Below are 14522 nucleotides of genomic sequence, written 5' to 3' on the forward strand. Positions count from 1 at the left end.
TTCGTCGTTAGAAGCCGAGCCCGGCCTCGCGGGCGGCGTCGGCCAGAGCCGCGATCCGCCCGTGGTACTTGTTGCCGGCACGGTCGAAGACGACGTTCTCGACGCCGGCGGCCTTCGCACGCTCGGCGATGAGGGCACCGACCTTGCGGGCCTTCTCCGACTTGTCCGCCTCGGCGGCGCGCAGGTCGGCTTCCATGGTGGAGGCCGAGGCAAGCGTCTTGCCGGCGCGGTCGTCGATCACCTGAACGAACAGGTGACGTGCGGAGCGGGTGACCACCAGGCGGGGACGCTCAGGCGAACCGCTGATCTTCTTGCGGGCACGCAGCTGGCGACGAGCGCGTGCAGCGCTCTTTGCGGCCAGCGTCTTGTTGGTCCTGATCGAAATCGCCATGGATTACTTACCAGCCTTTCCAGCCTTGCGGCGGACGTGCTCGCCCGCGTAGCGGACGCCCTTGCCCTTGTAGGGCTCGGGCTTGCGGAGCTTGCGGATGTTGGCCGCAGTCTCACCGACGACCTGCTTGTCGATGCCCTGGATCGTCAGCTTCGTGGGGGTCTCCACGATGAACTCGATGCCCTCGGGGGCGTCGATGATCACCGGGTGCGAGTAGCCGAGTGCGAACTCGAGCTGCTTCGGGCCCTTGGAGATGACACGGTAACCGACACCGACGATCTCGAGCTTCTTCTCGTAGCCCTCGGTGACGCCCACGATCATGTTGTTGACCAGGGTGCGGGTCAGGCCGTGGAGGGAGCGGGATTCACGCTCGTCGTTGGGACGGGTGACTTCGAGCTGGCCCTCGTCGTTCTTGTCAATGGTCAGCGGCTCAGCGATGGTCAGCGACAGCGAGCCCTTGGGCCCCTTGACGTCGACCTGGCGGCCGTCGAGCTTGACGTCGACACCGGACGGGATGGTGATGGGCATCCTGCCAATTCGCGACATATCAGTTTCTCCTCTTCCTTCGCCCGGTCACCAGACGTAGGCGAGAACTTCGCCGCCGACGGACTTGGCCTTGGCGTCGCGGTCGGTCAGCAGGCCCTGCGACGTCGAGATGATGGCGATGCCCAGGCCGCCGAGGACCTTCGGGAGCTCGTTGGACTTCGCGTAGACGCGGAGGCCGGGCTTGCTCACGCGCTTGAGGCCCGCAATGGAGCGCTCGCGCGAGTCGCCGTACTTCAGGGTCACCTTCAGGACCTTGCCGACCTGGCCTTCGACCTCGGTGAGCTCGTAGTCGGTGATGTAACCGTTCTTCTTGAGGATCTCAGCGATGCCCACCTTGATCTTCGACGACGGCATGGACGTGGAGTCCTGGTACGCCTGGTTGGCGTTGCGCAGACGTGTCAGCATGTCTGCGATCGGATCAGTCATCGTCATGACTATTGCCTCTTTCTCACACCGGTTTCCGGTTGACCGGACCTGGTGTTAGTTGATTTGACGTAGTGGGTCTCGTCACCAGGACGACTTGGTCACACCCGGGAGCTGGCCGGCGTGGGCCATCTCGCGCAGGCAGACGCGGCACAGACCGAACTTGCGGTAGACCGACTTGGGTCGGCCGCACTTCTGGCAACGGGTGTAGGCGCGCACCGCGAACTTGGGCTTGCGGGCTGCCTTGACCTTGAGTGCTGTCTTAGCCATCTATCTCACTCACTTCTTCTTCTTGGCGTAGAACGCGGGGCCACGCTTGGCCTTCGCCTTCTTCGGGTCGTCCTTCACCTTGAAGGGGAAGCCCAGGTGCTTCAGCAGCGCACGGCCTTCCTCATCGTTGCTGGCCGACGTCACGAAGGTGATGTCCATGCCGCGGACGCGGTCGATCTTGTCCTGGTCGATCTCGAGGAACATGACCTGCTCGGACAGACCGAAGGTGTAGTTGCCGTTGCCGTCGAACTGGTTGCCGTTGAGGCCACGGAAGTCACGGATACGGGGCAGGGCGAGCGTCAGGAGACGGTCGGCGAACTCCCACATGCGGTCACCGCGGAGGGTGACGTGGGCGCCGATCGGCATGCCTTCACGCAGCTTGAACTGCGCGATCGACTTGCGGGCCTTGGTGACGGTGGGCTTCTGACCGGTGATCGCCGTCAGGTCGCGCAGGGCGCCCTCGATGATCTTCGAGTCGCGGGCAGCCTCACCCACACCCATGTTCACCACGATCTTGACCAGACCGGGGATCTGCATGACGTTGGCGTACTCGAACTCCTGCTGGAGCGCGGGCACGATCTCCTCGCGGTACTTGGCCTTCAGGCGCGGCATCGTCTTGGTTTCAGCGGTGGCGGTCATCAGATCTCCTCCCCCGTCTTGCGGGCGACGCGCACGGAGCGCTCGGCCTTGTACTCGGAACCGTCGGCACGACGCTTGGTGACCTCGACGCGCTTGTAACCGACGCGTGTGGTCACCTCCTTGCCGTCGACCTTCACCACGAGCTGCACGTTGCTGGCGTGGATGGGGGCCTCGACGTTGATGATGCCGCCTTCGATCTTGCGACCGGTCGCGGTCTGCGACTCACGACGGTGCTTCTTGACGAGGTTGACACCCTGGACCGTCACGCGCTCGTTGGCGGGATCGACGGCGATGACCTCGGCGATGACGCCCTTGTCCTTGCCGGACAGGACCTTCACGCGGTCACCCTTCTTGACGTGGAGCGCCATGTCAGATCACCTCCGGGGCGAGCGAGATGATGCGCATGAACTTCTTGTCGCGGAGCTCGCGGGCCACGGGCCCGAAGATGCGCGTGCCGCGGGGCTCACCGTTGGCGTTGAGGATCACGGCTGCGTTCTCGTCGAACTTGATGTAGGAACCGTCGGGACGACGGCGTTCCTTGGTCGTCCGGACGACGACGGCCTTGACCACGTCGCCCTTCTTCACGTTGCCGCCAGGGATCGCGTCCTTGACGGTGGCGACGATGGTGTCGCCGAGGAATGCGTAGCGACGTCCGGAACCGCCGAGCACACGGATGCAGAGGATTTCCTTCGCACCAGTGTTGTCGGCGACCTTGAGTCGCGACTCCTGCTGGATCATTACTACTCCTTGCTCCACCGGTTCCCGTGTGAAAGGCCTTGTGAAACTAGAAACGAACCCCCTGGATTCTGCCAGGAGGCAACCCCCAGCTCGAGGGAGAGGAGGCCATGGTGAAGCCCGGGAAAGGTCCCCCCGAAGGGGCACAGACCCAAGGCAACCTGATCAGTCTAGCGGAGGCGTATCCACGCGCGAAATCGCCCACCCTACTCACTGCGCAGGGCTTCGACCGGGTCCCTGCGCGAGGCCGACGACGCGGGCAACAGCCCGGCGACCGCAGTCAGGCCCATGCTCACCAGCACCAGGACCGCCGCGGCCTCCCATGGCAGCACCGCGACGTTCGGCACGTCGAAGCGGGCCAGCACGATCGCGTTGGTGGGGATCGTCAGCAGCGCGGTGATCAGCACGCCCAGCACGCCCGCGACGAACCCGACGATGAGCGTCTCGGCGTTGAACACGCGGCGGATGTCGCGCTTGCTCGCACCGACGGCGCGCAGGATGCCGATCTCCTTGCGCCTCTCCAGCACCGAGATGTAGGTGATCACGCCGATCATGATCGACGAGACCACCAGCGAGATCGCCACGAACGCGATCAGGACGTAGCTGATGGTGTTGATGATGTCGGTGACCGAACTCATCAGCGCCCCCACCAGGTCGGAGTAGCTGATCACCTGCTCGTCACGGCCGGAGTCGCGCATGCGCTGGTTGTACGAGTCGAGCAGCTGGGTGATCTGCTCCTTGGACTCGAAGTCGATCGGATAGATGTTGACGGCGGACGGGTCGTCGGGCGAGGCGTGGCCGAGCGTGCGCATGTTCGACTCGTACGTCGCCGCCCGCGTCGACGCGGCCGCGATCAGCAGCTGGGTGAGCTCCTCCTGGCTCTTCTCCATCCGGAACGCGGACATGAAGGCCTCCTGGTCGATGCCCACGGCGTCGCGCAGGTTGTCTGCCATGCCGGCCATAGTCGACTCGAGGGCGCTGCCCACCTGTGCGGTGAGCTCCTCGGTGAGCTGGGAGGCGACATCGGCCATGTAGACCTCCATCACCTCCTGCAGGTACGACGACAGCTCGGCCTGCAACTGGTCCTGCAGCGCGGTGGTGTCGACCATGTCCATGGCCGCGGCGAGGAAGGCCTGCTGCTGGTCCGCGACGAACACCTGGAGGTTGCCGGCGACATCGGCGGGGTCGAGCCCCCGCTCGGCCGCCCACGCCAGGTACGACCCCAGCTGCGCCTCGACGGCGGCCCGGTCGATCCCCACCGTCTGGGCCATCGTGGTCACCAGCAGGTCCCCCTCCTCCGAGGCGACGAACAACGGCACGCCCACGGCGACATCGGTGGGGTCGAGCCCGTTCGCCGCTGCGTGGGCGGTGTACGCCTCGAGGAACACCGGCACCTGGGTGAGGACCAGTTCGGTGTCGACCGAGGGAAGGTCGGGCAGCTGCAGCGCCGGCACCTCCGGCAGGGTCACCAGGCTCGCGGGGTCGAGCCCGTCGAGCACCGAGGTGAGGTCCAGCGGCGGCAGCTTGGCCGGGTCGAGGCTGATCGACGACATGTCGAGGTCCAGGTCCAGCGCGCCGAGGTCGGGCTGCAGCTTCGCCTCGTCGACGGTGAACGCGGCCGTGACCGCGGCCTCGTCGATGGTGAAGAGCGAGGTGAGGTCCAACTCCTCGAGGGGGGCCTCGTCGGTGAACCCGCGGCCGGTGAACACGTTGGTGCCGGGGGTCGCGAGTTGCTCCTGCACGATGGGCGCCTCGGCCGCCTCCGCCATCAGGTGCTCGGTGAGCTGCGGCGTGTAGTAGATGCCCGGGCTCAGCGTCGCGTTGCCGTCGCCGGAGGGGCGCGCGATGCCGGTGACCTTCAGCGGCATGCCGTCGCGCACCAGCTGGGCGACGTGGGCCTGGTCCTGGCTGCGGTCGGTCCACACGTCGAAGTCGTCGTCGTGCACGTAGTAGTCGGCGGCCTCCACGAGCCTGAAGGTGACGCCCATCACGTCGTCGTAGCTGAAGCTGCGGGTGGTCGACGGCGTCGTCACCTCCTCCTCCGCCATCATCTGGCGCACCATCTCGTCGAGGTCGGCCGGGTCCAGCAGGCCCATGGCGTAGAGCGCCAGGTCGCTGATGCCGCCGGTGTCGGTGAGCACCACCAGCAACTCGTCGGGGGCGGCGGGCCAGCGTCCGCTGACCACGTCGTACTGTTCCTCGACCAGGCCCAGGTCGCCGACCAGTTCGTCGAAGGCGCTGCTGCGCAGGCCGGCCGTGACGCCGGCTGCGGCCGTCGGGCGCTGGAAGCCCAGGGCGGTCATGGCAGCGTCGGGGTTGACCTGGCGCGGTCGGCCCGCCGCGTCCTCGGCGTAGATCTGTGGCGTCACGTCGTAGGTGTACTCGACGGCGTTGACGAGCGAGTCAATCCCGCCGCCGTCGTCGTCGAGGAAGGCCTTCAACGAGCCCAGGTCGTTGGTGCCCACGCTGGAGAACATCCTCGCCATGAGCGGCGCCTCCCGCACCTCGGCAGGTCCTGCCCCGCCGCCGGATTCCCCGTCGCCCATCCCGGCCGACAGCAGCATCGACGTCATGTCGAAGCCCTGCGCCTGGATGGTCAGCGGGTACTGCGAGAGGGTGTCCTCCTCGACGCCCTTGATGTAGCCCTGCACGCCGTTGGCCAACGCCAGGATCGCCGCGATGCCGATGATGCCGATGCTGCCGGCGAACGACGTCATCAGCGTGCGGCCCTTCTTGGTCATCAGGTTGTTGAACGACAACGCGATGGCGGTGAGGAAGCCCATGCTGGTGCGCCGCGCCCACCTGTGGTCGGTCGCCTCGGCGGCCGCCGGCAGGAACGGGTCGGAGTCCGCCACGACGGCGCCGTCGCTGAGGTGGACGGTGCGGGTGGCGTACTCGTGCGCCAGTTCCGGGTTGTGGGTGACCATGACCACCAACCGGTCGCGGGCGATGCTGGTCAGCAGCCCCATGATCTGGACGCTGGTGGCCGAATCGAGGGCGCCGGTCGGCTCGTCGGCCAGCAGGATCTCGGGGTCGTTGATGAGTGCGCGGGCGATGGCCACCCGCTGCATCTGGCCGCCGGACAGCTGGTTGGGCCGCTTGTGGGCGTGCTCGGCCAGGCCGACGTCGGCCAGCGCGGCGAGGGCACGACGGCGGCGCTCCCCCGGCGCGACGCCCGCCAGCGTGAGCGCGAGTTCGACGTTGGCCAGCACGCTCTGGTGCGGGATGAGGTTGTAACTCTGGAAGACGAAGCCGACGCGGTTGTTGCGGTAGGTGTCCCAGTCGCGGTCGCGGTACTGCTCGGTGGAGACGCCGTCGATGACGAGGTCTCCCGAGTCGTACTGGTCGAGGCCGCCGATGAGGTTGAGCATGGTGGTCTTGCCGGACCCGGACGGGCCGAGGACGGCCACGAACTCGCTGTCGCGGAAGGCGATGGACACGTCGTCGAGCGCGACCTGCGTGAAGTCGCCCGTGGTGTACGACTTGCGCACATCCCTCAACTCGAGCATGGCCGGCCTCCTGGCGTGATGATCCCCGTCCCCAGTTTCCCACCCGCGCACAACCAGTTGTCCACAGGGTCCGGCCTGCGTGGTGATCCCGGGGGCGCACTGGCCAGAGTGGTGGGTGTCCCGTCCGCCTCACCGCCCTGGAGAACCCGATGAGTTGGCGTCCCCTCGTCACCGCCCTGATCACCCTGCTGACCCTGAGCCTGGTGCTGCCGCCTGCCGCCGCCGGCCCCAAGGACGGCCACCTCCCCGGCTCCGGCCACATGGTGAGCCTCCCCCGCACCGGCACCAACTGGTACGGCGCCTACCACGTCGACCGGCAGACGGCGTACTGCGCCGACCTGATGGCCGACGGCCCCCGCCAGGCCGCCAGCTGGGTCCAGGCCCCGGCCACCTACGTGCTGCGCAAGCAGGACCGTGCCACGCACGGCACGCACGGCAACGGCGGCGACGCTGCAACCAGCCGCGAACTGGCCGAACTGTCCTGGGCGCTGATGGCCACAGGGCCCAAGCCCTCGGCCGACGTCGGCACGGCCATGGAACACTTCGTCCGGCTGCGGACCGTCAGCGGCGCGCAGCAGCAGGCGCGCGAGCGGGAGCGGTGGGCGGCAGTGGCCCAGGCACACCCCGGGGCGTTGGCGCAGTTCGAGAAGCTGGAGCGGGAGGCGCGCCGCTACGCCGGCCCCTACCGCGTGGAGTTCAACTGGCAGGTGCGCCCCTCGCGCACGTCGCCGCAGGGGCACGTCATCGTGGCGGTGCGCAGCGCCGCCGGGGTGGCGGTGCCGCACCGCGCCTTCAGCGTGGCGGGCGGCGGCAGCCTCCGCGTCACGCAGGCCCCCACCTCGACGGGCGCCGGCGGTGCCGCACACGTCCGCGTCGCGCTCCCTTCCCCCGGCGAGACCCCGGTGCGCGGCACCCTGAAGGTCCAACTCCGGGGGCTGCCGGGCCCGCGGCCCAAGCTGTTCATCCCGCAGCCCGCCACGGTGCAACGCCTGCTGGCCGCGCCAGACCTCATCAAGCTCAACGACGAGACCACCATCGAACTGACCCCGGAGGTGTTCCACCCCGAGGTCACCACCCGTACGCGCGACGTCATCGCCCGGGCCGGGGGCGAGGCCGTCGACGTCGTCACCGTCCGCGGCGGCCGGCCGGGGGCTGATTTCAGCGGCACGAGCACCCTGTACGGGCCCTTCGCCACCATGGCAGAGCTGACCGCAGCTGCACCGGCCCGGGCGCCGAAGGTGGGCACCGCCTCGTTCTCCGGCACCTATGACGCCAAGGGCGCCGCGGAGGTGGCCACCGACCCGCTCCGGTTCCCGGAGCCGGGGTACTACAGCTGGGTCGAGGCGCTCGACCCGAGGCCGACGGTGGTGCCGCCAGCAGCGCCCGCCTGGCCCCAACTCCCCGAGACCAGCGTGGTGCTGGGCCCGGAGATCGCCTCCGTCCTCACCGCAGACGGCGGACGCGGCCCTGCGGTCACCGGCGCCGTGCTGGCAGACGAGGTGATGGTCGCCGGCATCCCGGAGGGCCTGGCCGTCCCGGGTAGCGACGAGCCGTTGGCGGTCACCGTGACCGGCAGGATCGCCGGGCCCGTGCCGCCCGGCCGGACCGCCGACGGCGACTCCTGCGCCGCCGCGGACTGGTCCGACGCCCCGACCTTCTCGAGCTACGGCCCCGCAACGTGGACCGGTGAACCGCTGCAGGGGCTCGGCAGGGCGTCGCCCACCGAGCCGGGCTGCTACTCGGCGGAGGCCACCCAGGAGGTCACCCACGGCGGCAAGGTGATCAGCGCCCTCCAGCATGCCTTGGGCTTGCCTGAGCAGACCATCCTGGTGACGGCACCCGTCGAGCCGACGCCCTCGCCCTCGCCCTCGCCGGAGCCCTCACCCGAGCCCTCGGCGCCCCCATCGCCCGCGCCGACACCGACCCCCACACCGACGCCAACCCCGGCCCCGACGCCGAGCGCCCAGCCTCCGGCGAGCCCTGCACCCAGCGTCCCCGTGCCGGCAGCCCCGGGGACCCGCCCACGTCCCGGGCTGCCGTCGACCGGTGGGTGACAGGTTCAGGGATCAGTCAGGGTCGGATCTCCGGACGGGACGCCGGGCACGTGGCAGGCTGGCGGCATGCAGTTCATCGGCAGGCTCATCGTCACTGCGCTCGCCACCGCCGTAGCGGTCTGGCTGGTGCCCGGAATCACCCTGTCCTCGTCCGACTTCACCGACAAGGTGGTCACGCTGCTCGCGGTGGCCCTCGTCTTCGGCGTGGTCAACGGAGTCGTCGCCCCGCTCGTCAAGGGTCTCAGCACGTGCTTCATCGTCCTGACGTTGGGCATCGCGCTCCTGGTGATCAACGCCCTGATGTTGATGCTCACGTCGTGGCTGGCAGGCACCCTGGGCCTCGACTTCCACGTCGACGGCTTCTGGGCCGCGTTCTGGGGATCCATCGTGATCTCCGTCGTGGGCGCACTGCTCGGCGGCCTCCTCGGAAGCAGCCGCGACAAGGACTGAAACACCGATAAGCATGGCGGAAGGCCCGCCCCTGACGGGACGGGCCTTCTGCCGTGAGCGGTGCCTTACTTGGCGCGCTCGATGATCTCGACCAGGCGCCAGCGCTTCTGCGCCGACAGCGGGCGGGTCTCCATGACGCGGACGCGGTCGCCGATGCCGGCTTCGTTGTTCTCGTCGTGGGCCTTGAGGCGCGAGGTCTTGTTCATGACCTTGCCGTACAGCGGGTGCTTCACGCGGTCCTCGACGACGACGACGATGGTCTTGTCCATCTTGTCGGAGGCGACGATGCCGGTGAGCACCTTGCGGCGGTTGCGCTCCTCGACCTGGGGGGTCTCGGCGGGGGTGGTGGAATCAGTCATGGTCACTTCTCCTCAGCGGGCTCGTCCACGATGCCGAGGTTGCGCTCCTGCAGCACGGTGTAGATGCGGGCGATGTCCTTGCGGACGTTGCGCAGCCGGCTGCTCGACTCCAGCTGGCCGGTGGCCGCCTGGAACCGAAGACCGAACAGTTCCTCCTTGAGCTCAACGACCTTGGCGTTGAGCTGGTCACGCGACAGACCACGCAGGTCGTGTGCGGCGAGAGACTTACTCATCAGATGTCACCTGCTTCGCGCTTGATGAAGCGTGCCTTGAAGGGCAGCTTGTGGATGGCCAGGCGCATGGCCTCGCGGGCGACGTCCTCGGAAACACCGGAGAGTTCGAAGATGACGCGGCCCGGCTTGATGTTGGCGATCCACCACTCGGGGGAACCCTTGCCGGAACCCATGCGGGTCTCGGCCGGCTTCTTGGTCAGGGGGCGGTCCGGGTACACGTTGATCCAGACCTTGCCGCCACGCTTGATGTGACGGGTCATGGCGATACGAGCGGCCTCGATCTGACGGTTGGTCAGGTACGACGGCTCGAGCGCCTGGATGCCGTAATCACCGAAGGCCAGCTTGGTGACGCCCTTGGAGGCACCGTTGCGGCGGGGGTGGTGCTGCTTACGGAACTTGACGCGACGAGGAATCAGCATGCTCAGGCTCCTGCGTTCTCGGTTGCGGGCGCAGCCTCAGCCTGGGCTGCGTCGGCGCGACGGCGGCCGCCGCGCTCGGGACGGTCACCGCGACCCTCGCCGCGGGCCGGGCGACGGCCCGGACGCTGCTGACGGCCGGCGGGGGCTGCCTGACGGGCGGCCTTCTGAGCGGCGCGCTCGGCACGCGTGCCGGCGACGTCACCCTTGTAGATCCACACCTTGACGCCGATGCGGCCGAACTGGGTGCGGGCCTCGTAGAAGCCGTAGTCGATGTCGGCGCGGAGGGTGTGCAGCGGCACCTGGCCGTCGCGGTAACCCTCGGAGCGCGACATTTCGGCGCCACCGAGACGACCGGAGCACTTGATGCGGATGCCCTTGGCACCGGCACGCATGGCGGTCTGCTGGGCACGGCGCATGGCGCGACGGAAGGCGACGCGGGCGCCGAGCTGCTCGGCGACACCCTGGGCCACGAGCTGGGCATCGATCTCGGGGTTCTTGACCTCGAGGATGTTCAGCTGGACCTGCTTGCCGGTGAGCTTCTCGAGCTCCGCGCGGGTCTTCTCTGCCTCGGCGCCGTTGCGGCCGATGACGATGCCCGGACGGGCGGCGTGCAGGAAGATGGTCACGCGCTCGGAGCGGCGCTCGATCTCGATGGACGAGATGCCGGCGCGCTCGAGGTTCTCGGTGAGGAACTCACGGATCTTGACATCCTCGCCCACGAGCTCCGAGTACTGCTTGTCGCTGTACCAACGGGTCTTGTGGTCGGTGGTGATGCCCAGGCGGAAGCCATGCGGGTTGATCTTCTGGCCCATGGCTCAGGCTCCCTTCGTCTCGCGGGGTTCGACAACAACGGTGATATGCGACCCACGCTTGAGGATGCGGCTGGCCGAACCCTTGGCGCGCGGGCGGATCCGCCGGAGGGTGACACCCTCGTCGACGAACGCCTTGGAGATGTACAGGTCGTCGGAACGCAGGGCCTCAGCCGACTCCGCGTTGGCCACGGCCGAAGCCACGACCTTGTAGACCGGCTCGGAAGCGGCCTGCGGGGCGAACTTGAGGGCGACGAGGGCGTCCTTGACGTCCATGCCGCGGACCAGGTCGACGACGCGGCGAACCTTGGTGGGGCTCATCCGGACGTGCTTCGCGATGGCGAACGAGCCAGGACGATCCCCGAGCAGGTTCTCGCGACGACGGCTGTTGCCGTTTTCGTTGCTCATAGTTGAATCAGTTCCTTATCTCGCGCCTCAGCGGCGACGGGCCTTCTTGTCGTCCTTCACGTGACCCTTGAAGGTACGCGTGGGAGCGAACTCGCCCAGCTTGTGACCGATCATCGACTCGGTGACGAACACCGGGACGTGCTTGCGGCCGTCGTGCACCGCGATGGTGTGCCCGAGCATGTCGGGGACGATCATCGAACGGCGCGACCAGGTCTTGATGACGTTCTTGGTGCCCTTTTCGTTCTGCACGTCCACCTTCTTCTGCAGGTGGTCGTCGACGAAGGGGCCCTTCTTCAGGCTGCGTGGCATATTTCTTCAGGCTCCCTATCAGCGCTTCTTACCGGTCTTGCGACGGCGGACGATCAGGCGGTTGCTCGCCTTCTTCTTGCTGCGGGTGCGGCCCTCGGGCTTGCCCCACGGCGAAACGGGGTGACGGCCACCGGAGGTGCGGCCTTCGCCACCACCGTGCGGGTGGTCGTGCGGGTTCATGACGACACCGCGGACGGTCGGGCGGACGCCCTTCCAACGCTTGCGGCCGGCCTTGCCCCAGTCGATGTTGGCCTGCTCGGCGTTGCCGACCGAGCCGATGGTGGCGCGGCAGCGGACGTCGACCATGCGCATTTCACCCGACGGCATGCGCAGCGTGGCGTACTTGCCCTCGCGGGCCACCAGCTGGATGGCCGAACCGGCGGAGCGACCGAGCTTGGCGCCGCCACCGGGGCGCATCTCCACCGCGTGCACCGTGGTGCCGACGGGGATCTGACGCAGCTCCAGGTTGTTGCCGGGCTTGATGTCGGAGCCCTCACCAGCGGAGACGACGACGCCCTGCTTCAGGCCGGCCGGCGCGATGATGTAGCGCTTCTCGCCGTCGGCGTAGTGCAGCAGCGCGATGCGGGCGGTGCGGTTGGGGTCGTACTCGATGTGAGCGACCTTGGCCGGCACGCCGTCCTTGTCGTAGCGCTTGAAGTCGATCAGGCGGTAGGCCTGCTTGTGGCCACCACCGATGTGACGGGTGGTGATGCGGCCGGAGTTGTTGCGGCCACCGGTCTTCGGCTTCGCGACGAGGAGCGACTTCTCCGGGGTGGAGCGGGTCAGCTCGACGAAATCGGACACGCTGGAGCCGCGACGACCCGGCGTAGTCGGCTTGTACTTACGGATACCCATGAGGTTTCGTTTCCTTCTCTAGCGTTCCGGTCAGCCAACCGGCCCGGCGAAGATGTCGATGCTCTGACCCTCGGCCACGGTGACGATCGCACGCTTGGTGTCGACCAGCTTGCCGATGCCGTAGCGGGTGCGACGACGCTTGCCCTGACGGTTGAGGGTGTTCACGGACACGACCTTGACGCCGAAGATGGCCTCGATGGCGATCTTGATCTCGGTCTTGTTCGCGTCGGGGGCGACGACGAAGGTGTACTTGCCGTCGTCGAGCAGGTTGTAGCTCTTCTCGCTCACCACGGGACGCAGGATGACGTCGCGGTGATCGCGGATCTTCAGCGGAGTCACTTGGCCTTCTCCTCGGTCTGGTCGTCAGCCTCGGCCTTGTCCGCGACGAAGGCGGCCAGGGCGGCGGAGGTGAACACGATCTTGTCGTTGGCCAGCACGTCGTAGGTGTTGAGCTGGTCAACCGCGATCAGGTGCAGCGTGGGGACGTTGCGCAGGCTCAGCCAGGCGTTGTCCTCGAAGCGGTCGAGGACCACGAGGGCCTTGCGGATGTCGCCCGCCACCTTGTTCAGGAGCTCGAGGGCACCCTTGGTCGACGGCTTGTCGCCGGCGATCTCCGAGATGACGTAGACCTCACCGTCGCGGGCGCGGTCCGACAGCGCCCCGCGGAGCGCGGCGGCGATCATCTTCTTGTTGGTGCGCTGGGCGTAGTTGCGCGGCGTGGGGCCGTGCACGACGCCACCACCGGTCCAGATGGGCGAACGACGCGAGCCGTGACGGGCGCGGCCGGTGCCCTTCTGGCGCCAGGGCTTGGCGCCACCGCCGCGGACCTCGCCGCGGGTCTTGGTGTCGTGCGTGCCCTGACGGGCGGCGGCCAGCTGGGCCACGACGACCTGGTGGATCAGGGGGATGTTGGTGTTCGCGTCGAACAGCGCGGCGGGAAGCTCGGCCTTGCCGGCCTTCTTGCCCTTGGCGTCGATCACGTCGATGGTCAGATCGCTCATGCTGCGTCACCCTTCCTAGCTGCGCTGCGGACGACGACGAGGGACCCGTTGTTGCCGGGGATGGCGCCGCGCACGATGAGCAGGCCACGGTCCGCGTCGACGGCGTGAATCTTCAGGTTCTGGACGGTGACCTTGGCGTTGCCCATGCGGCCAGCCATGCGGAGGCCCTTGAACACGCGGCCAGGGGTGGCGCAGCCACCGATGGAGCCCGGCGCGCGGTGCTTGCGGTGCACACCGTGCGAGGCCTTGAGGCCGGAGAAGCCGTGGCGCTTCATGACACCAGCGGTGCCCTTGCCCTTGGTGGTGCCGGTCACGTCGACGAACTCGCCGTCGGCGAAGACCTCGGCGGTCAGTTCCTGGCCGAGCTCGAACTCCGAGGCGTCGGCGGTGCGGATCTCCAGCAGGTGCTTGCGGGGCGTGACATCGGCCTTGGCGAAGTGGCCAGCGGCGGGCTTGGTCACGTGCTTGGCCTTGATGGCGCCGAAGCCGAGCTGCACGGCGTTGTAGCCGTCAACCTCGGGGGTGCGAACCTGGGTCACGACACACGGGCCGGCCTGGATCACGGTCACGGGGACGATCTTGTTGTTCTCGTCCCAGAGCTGGGTCATGCCGAGCTTGGTGCCCAGGATGCCCTTCACGATTCGTTCACTCATTTCAGCAGACCTCACGGAAGCTTGATCTCGATGTCGACACCAGCAGGCAGGTCAAGACGCATCAGCGAATCGACTGTCTTCGGCGTGGGATCGAGGATGTCGATCAGACGCTTGTGCGTGCGCATTTCGAAATGCTCACGGCTGTCCTTGTACTTGTGGGGCGAACGGATGACGCAGTACACGTTCTTCTCCGTCGGCAGCGGCACCGGGCCGGCCACCTTCGCACCCGTGCGAGTCACGGTGTCGACGATCTTGCGCGCCGAGCTGTCGATGACCTCATGGTCATACGCCCGCAGCCTGATGCGGATCTTTTGTCCAGCCACAGTCGTTCCTAACTTCTCTTGCCCTTTGGAAATTTCAAGTTCCTGTGGGGTAAAACCCCTTGTCACTCCGTACCACGCGGTCGGGAGTGTCGCGCACTTCGCCACAGATCGAGGCGGCCCTCGCGAGAGGGTGGAC

Annotated in this window: 21 protein-coding genes; 2 read left to right on the forward strand and 19 right to left on the reverse strand. The window is 67.7% G+C overall.

Translation table 11 applies throughout. From position 1 onward, the window contains the following. Window positions 1–7 precede the first annotated feature (7 nt). From rplR to ABEA30_RS12535, 8 genes are all read right to left on the reverse strand, one after another. Complete coding sequence (rplR, locus tag ABEA30_RS12500; RefSeq protein WP_345583315.1) at window positions 8–391, reverse strand: 50S ribosomal protein L18; 384 nt, start codon at window positions 389–391, stop codon at window positions 8–10. A 3-nt stretch (window positions 392–394) separates the two neighbouring features. Further along, window positions 395–937, reverse strand: coding sequence for a 50S ribosomal protein L6 (gene rplF / locus ABEA30_RS12505; protein WP_345583317.1), 543 nt, complete (start codon window positions 935–937; stop codon window positions 395–397). A 27-nt stretch (window positions 938–964) separates the two neighbouring features. Next, a complete protein-coding gene (rpsH, locus tag ABEA30_RS12510; protein ID WP_345583319.1) occupies window positions 965–1369 on the reverse strand; it encodes a 30S ribosomal protein S8 in 405 nt (134 codons plus the stop codon). Window positions 1370–1444: 75 nt separating this feature from the next. Then, window positions 1445–1630, reverse strand: a complete 186-nt coding sequence (locus ABEA30_RS12515; protein ID WP_040284670.1) for a type Z 30S ribosomal protein S14 — start codon at window positions 1628–1630, stop codon at window positions 1445–1447. Window positions 1631–1639: 9 nt separating this feature from the next. Continuing rightward, window positions 1640–2269: a 50S ribosomal protein L5 gene (gene rplE / locus ABEA30_RS12520; RefSeq protein WP_345583322.1), complete on the reverse strand. Its 630-nt coding sequence runs from the start codon at window positions 2267–2269 to the stop codon at window positions 1640–1642. Beyond that, the gene (gene rplX, locus ABEA30_RS12525; RefSeq protein ID WP_345583324.1) at window positions 2269–2637 is read right to left on the reverse strand and encodes a 50S ribosomal protein L24; all 369 of its coding nucleotides are present in this window, start codon (window positions 2635–2637) and stop codon (window positions 2269–2271) included. The genes rplE and rplX overlap by 1 nt, the downstream gene beginning before the upstream one ends. 1 nt (window position 2638) lies before the next feature. After that, window positions 2639–3007 carry a 50S ribosomal protein L14 gene (gene rplN / locus ABEA30_RS12530; RefSeq protein WP_076058004.1) on the reverse strand — a complete coding sequence of 123 codons (369 nt, stop codon included), beginning with the start codon at window positions 3005–3007 and terminating at the stop codon, window positions 2639–2641. A gap of 203 nt (window positions 3008–3210) precedes the next feature. Further along, window positions 3211–6513, reverse strand: coding sequence for an ABC transporter ATP-binding protein/permease (locus ABEA30_RS12535; RefSeq protein WP_345583328.1), 3303 nt, complete (start codon window positions 6511–6513; stop codon window positions 3211–3213). 149 nt (window positions 6514–6662) lie between these two features. Between ABEA30_RS12535 and ABEA30_RS12540 the strand changes: the two genes are divergently transcribed. After that, window positions 6663–8567, forward strand: coding sequence for a hypothetical protein (locus ABEA30_RS12540; RefSeq protein ID WP_345583330.1), 1905 nt, complete (start codon window positions 6663–6665; stop codon window positions 8565–8567). Between the two features lie 66 nt (window positions 8568–8633). Then, window positions 8634–9017 (forward strand): phage holin family protein, encoded by a 384-nt coding sequence (locus ABEA30_RS12545; protein ID WP_345583332.1) that lies wholly within the window; start codon window positions 8634–8636, stop codon window positions 9015–9017. A gap of 65 nt (window positions 9018–9082) precedes the next feature. On the opposite strand, the gene rpsQ is transcribed toward ABEA30_RS12545, so the two are convergent. The 11 genes from rpsQ to rpsJ are packed head-to-tail and all read right to left on the reverse strand — an operon-like array spanning window position 9083 to window position 14386. Continuing rightward, entirely contained in the window at window positions 9083–9376 is a 294-nt protein-coding gene (gene rpsQ / locus ABEA30_RS12550) for a 30S ribosomal protein S17 (RefSeq protein ID WP_345583333.1), read from the reverse strand. Between the two features lie 2 nt (window positions 9377–9378). Next, a complete protein-coding gene (rpmC, locus tag ABEA30_RS12555) occupies window positions 9379–9609 on the reverse strand; it encodes a 50S ribosomal protein L29 (RefSeq protein WP_076060659.1) in 231 nt (76 codons plus the stop codon). Then, the gene (gene rplP / locus ABEA30_RS12560) at window positions 9609–10028 is read right to left on the reverse strand and encodes a 50S ribosomal protein L16 (protein ID WP_345583336.1); all 420 of its coding nucleotides are present in this window, start codon (window positions 10026–10028) and stop codon (window positions 9609–9611) included. The genes rpmC and rplP overlap by 1 nt, the downstream gene beginning before the upstream one ends. 2 nt (window positions 10029–10030) lie before the next feature. Then, complete coding sequence (gene rpsC / locus ABEA30_RS12565) at window positions 10031–10840, reverse strand: 30S ribosomal protein S3 (protein WP_345583338.1); 810 nt, start codon at window positions 10838–10840, stop codon at window positions 10031–10033. A 3-nt stretch (window positions 10841–10843) separates the two neighbouring features. After that, window positions 10844–11245: a 50S ribosomal protein L22 gene (gene rplV / locus ABEA30_RS12570; protein ID WP_345583340.1), complete on the reverse strand. Its 402-nt coding sequence runs from the start codon at window positions 11243–11245 to the stop codon at window positions 10844–10846. A gap of 27 nt (window positions 11246–11272) precedes the next feature. After that, the gene (gene rpsS, locus ABEA30_RS12575; RefSeq protein ID WP_345583342.1) at window positions 11273–11554 is read right to left on the reverse strand and encodes a 30S ribosomal protein S19; all 282 of its coding nucleotides are present in this window, start codon (window positions 11552–11554) and stop codon (window positions 11273–11275) included. A gap of 18 nt (window positions 11555–11572) precedes the next feature. Then, window positions 11573–12409 (reverse strand): 50S ribosomal protein L2, encoded by an 837-nt coding sequence (rplB, locus tag ABEA30_RS12580; protein ID WP_345583344.1) that lies wholly within the window; start codon window positions 12407–12409, stop codon window positions 11573–11575. Window positions 12410–12439: 30 nt separating this feature from the next. Next, window positions 12440–12748 (reverse strand): 50S ribosomal protein L23, encoded by a 309-nt coding sequence (gene rplW / locus ABEA30_RS12585; RefSeq protein WP_345583346.1) that lies wholly within the window; start codon window positions 12746–12748, stop codon window positions 12440–12442. Next, window positions 12745–13410, reverse strand: a complete 666-nt coding sequence (rplD, locus tag ABEA30_RS12590; protein ID WP_345583348.1) for a 50S ribosomal protein L4 — start codon at window positions 13408–13410, stop codon at window positions 12745–12747. The genes rplW and rplD overlap by 4 nt, the downstream gene beginning before the upstream one ends. Then, window positions 13407–14063 carry a 50S ribosomal protein L3 gene (rplC, locus tag ABEA30_RS12595; protein ID WP_345583350.1) on the reverse strand — a complete coding sequence of 219 codons (657 nt, stop codon included), beginning with the start codon at window positions 14061–14063 and terminating at the stop codon, window positions 13407–13409. Before rplC ends, rplD begins: the two co-directional genes overlap by 4 nt. Before the next feature lie 11 nt (window positions 14064–14074). Further along, complete coding sequence (gene rpsJ / locus ABEA30_RS12600; protein ID WP_040284687.1) at window positions 14075–14386, reverse strand: 30S ribosomal protein S10; 312 nt, start codon at window positions 14384–14386, stop codon at window positions 14075–14077. Window positions 14387–14522 lie beyond the last annotated feature (136 nt).

Source organism: Tessaracoccus lubricantis (assembly GCF_039544535.1).
GTDB lineage: Bacteria > Actinomycetota > Actinomycetes > Propionibacteriales > Propionibacteriaceae > Arachnia > Arachnia lubricantis.

Excerpts from the sequence above, each read along its gene's own strand:
- rpsS (WP_345583342.1), bottom strand. The coding sequence starts at position 11,554 with ATGCCACGCAGCCTGAAGAAGGGCCCCTTCGTCGACGACCACCTGCAG.
- rplV (WP_345583340.1), bottom strand. The coding sequence starts at position 11,245 with ATGAGCAACGAAAACGGCAACAGCCGTCGTCGCGAGAACCTGCTCGGG.
- rplB (WP_345583344.1), bottom strand. The coding sequence starts at position 12,409 with ATGGGTATCCGTAAGTACAAGCCGACTACGCCGGGTCGTCGCGGCTCC.
- rplE (WP_345583322.1), bottom strand. The coding sequence starts at position 2,269 with ATGACCGCCACCGCTGAAACCAAGACGATGCCGCGCCTGAAGGCCAAG.
- rplD (WP_345583348.1), bottom strand. The coding sequence starts at position 13,410 with ATGAGCGATCTGACCATCGACGTGATCGACGCCAAGGGCAAGAAGGCC.
- rpsQ (WP_345583333.1), bottom strand. The coding sequence starts at position 9,376 with ATGACTGATTCCACCACCCCCGCCGAGACCCCCCAGGTCGAGGAGCGC.
- ABEA30_RS12545 (WP_345583332.1), top strand. The coding sequence starts at position 8,634 with ATGCAGTTCATCGGCAGGCTCATCGTCACTGCGCTCGCCACCGCCGTA.
- ABEA30_RS12535 (WP_345583328.1), bottom strand. The coding sequence starts at position 6,513 with ATGCTCGAGTTGAGGGATGTGCGCAAGTCGTACACCACGGGCGACTTC.
- rpsH (WP_345583319.1), bottom strand. The coding sequence starts at position 1,369 with ATGACGATGACTGATCCGATCGCAGACATGCTGACACGTCTGCGCAAC.
- rpsC (WP_345583338.1), bottom strand. The coding sequence starts at position 10,840 with ATGGGCCAGAAGATCAACCCGCATGGCTTCCGCCTGGGCATCACCACC.
- rpmC (WP_076060659.1), bottom strand. The coding sequence starts at position 9,609 with ATGAGTAAGTCTCTCGCCGCACACGACCTGCGTGGTCTGTCGCGTGAC.
- ABEA30_RS12515 (WP_040284670.1), bottom strand. The coding sequence starts at position 1,630 with ATGGCTAAGACAGCACTCAAGGTCAAGGCAGCCCGCAAGCCCAAGTTC.
- ABEA30_RS12540 (WP_345583330.1), top strand. The coding sequence starts at position 6,663 with ATGAGTTGGCGTCCCCTCGTCACCGCCCTGATCACCCTGCTGACCCTG.
- rplX (WP_345583324.1), bottom strand. The coding sequence starts at position 2,637 with ATGGCGCTCCACGTCAAGAAGGGTGACCGCGTGAAGGTCCTGTCCGGC.
- rplN (WP_076058004.1), bottom strand. The coding sequence starts at position 3,007 with ATGATCCAGCAGGAGTCGCGACTCAAGGTCGCCGACAACACTGGTGCG.
- rplF (WP_345583317.1), bottom strand. The coding sequence starts at position 937 with ATGTCGCGAATTGGCAGGATGCCCATCACCATCCCGTCCGGTGTCGAC.
- rplR (WP_345583315.1), bottom strand. The coding sequence starts at position 391 with ATGGCGATTTCGATCAGGACCAACAAGACGCTGGCCGCAAAGAGCGCT.
- rplP (WP_345583336.1), bottom strand. The coding sequence starts at position 10,028 with ATGCTGATTCCTCGTCGCGTCAAGTTCCGTAAGCAGCACCACCCCCGC.
- rplC (WP_345583350.1), bottom strand. The coding sequence starts at position 14,063 with ATGAGTGAACGAATCGTGAAGGGCATCCTGGGCACCAAGCTCGGCATG.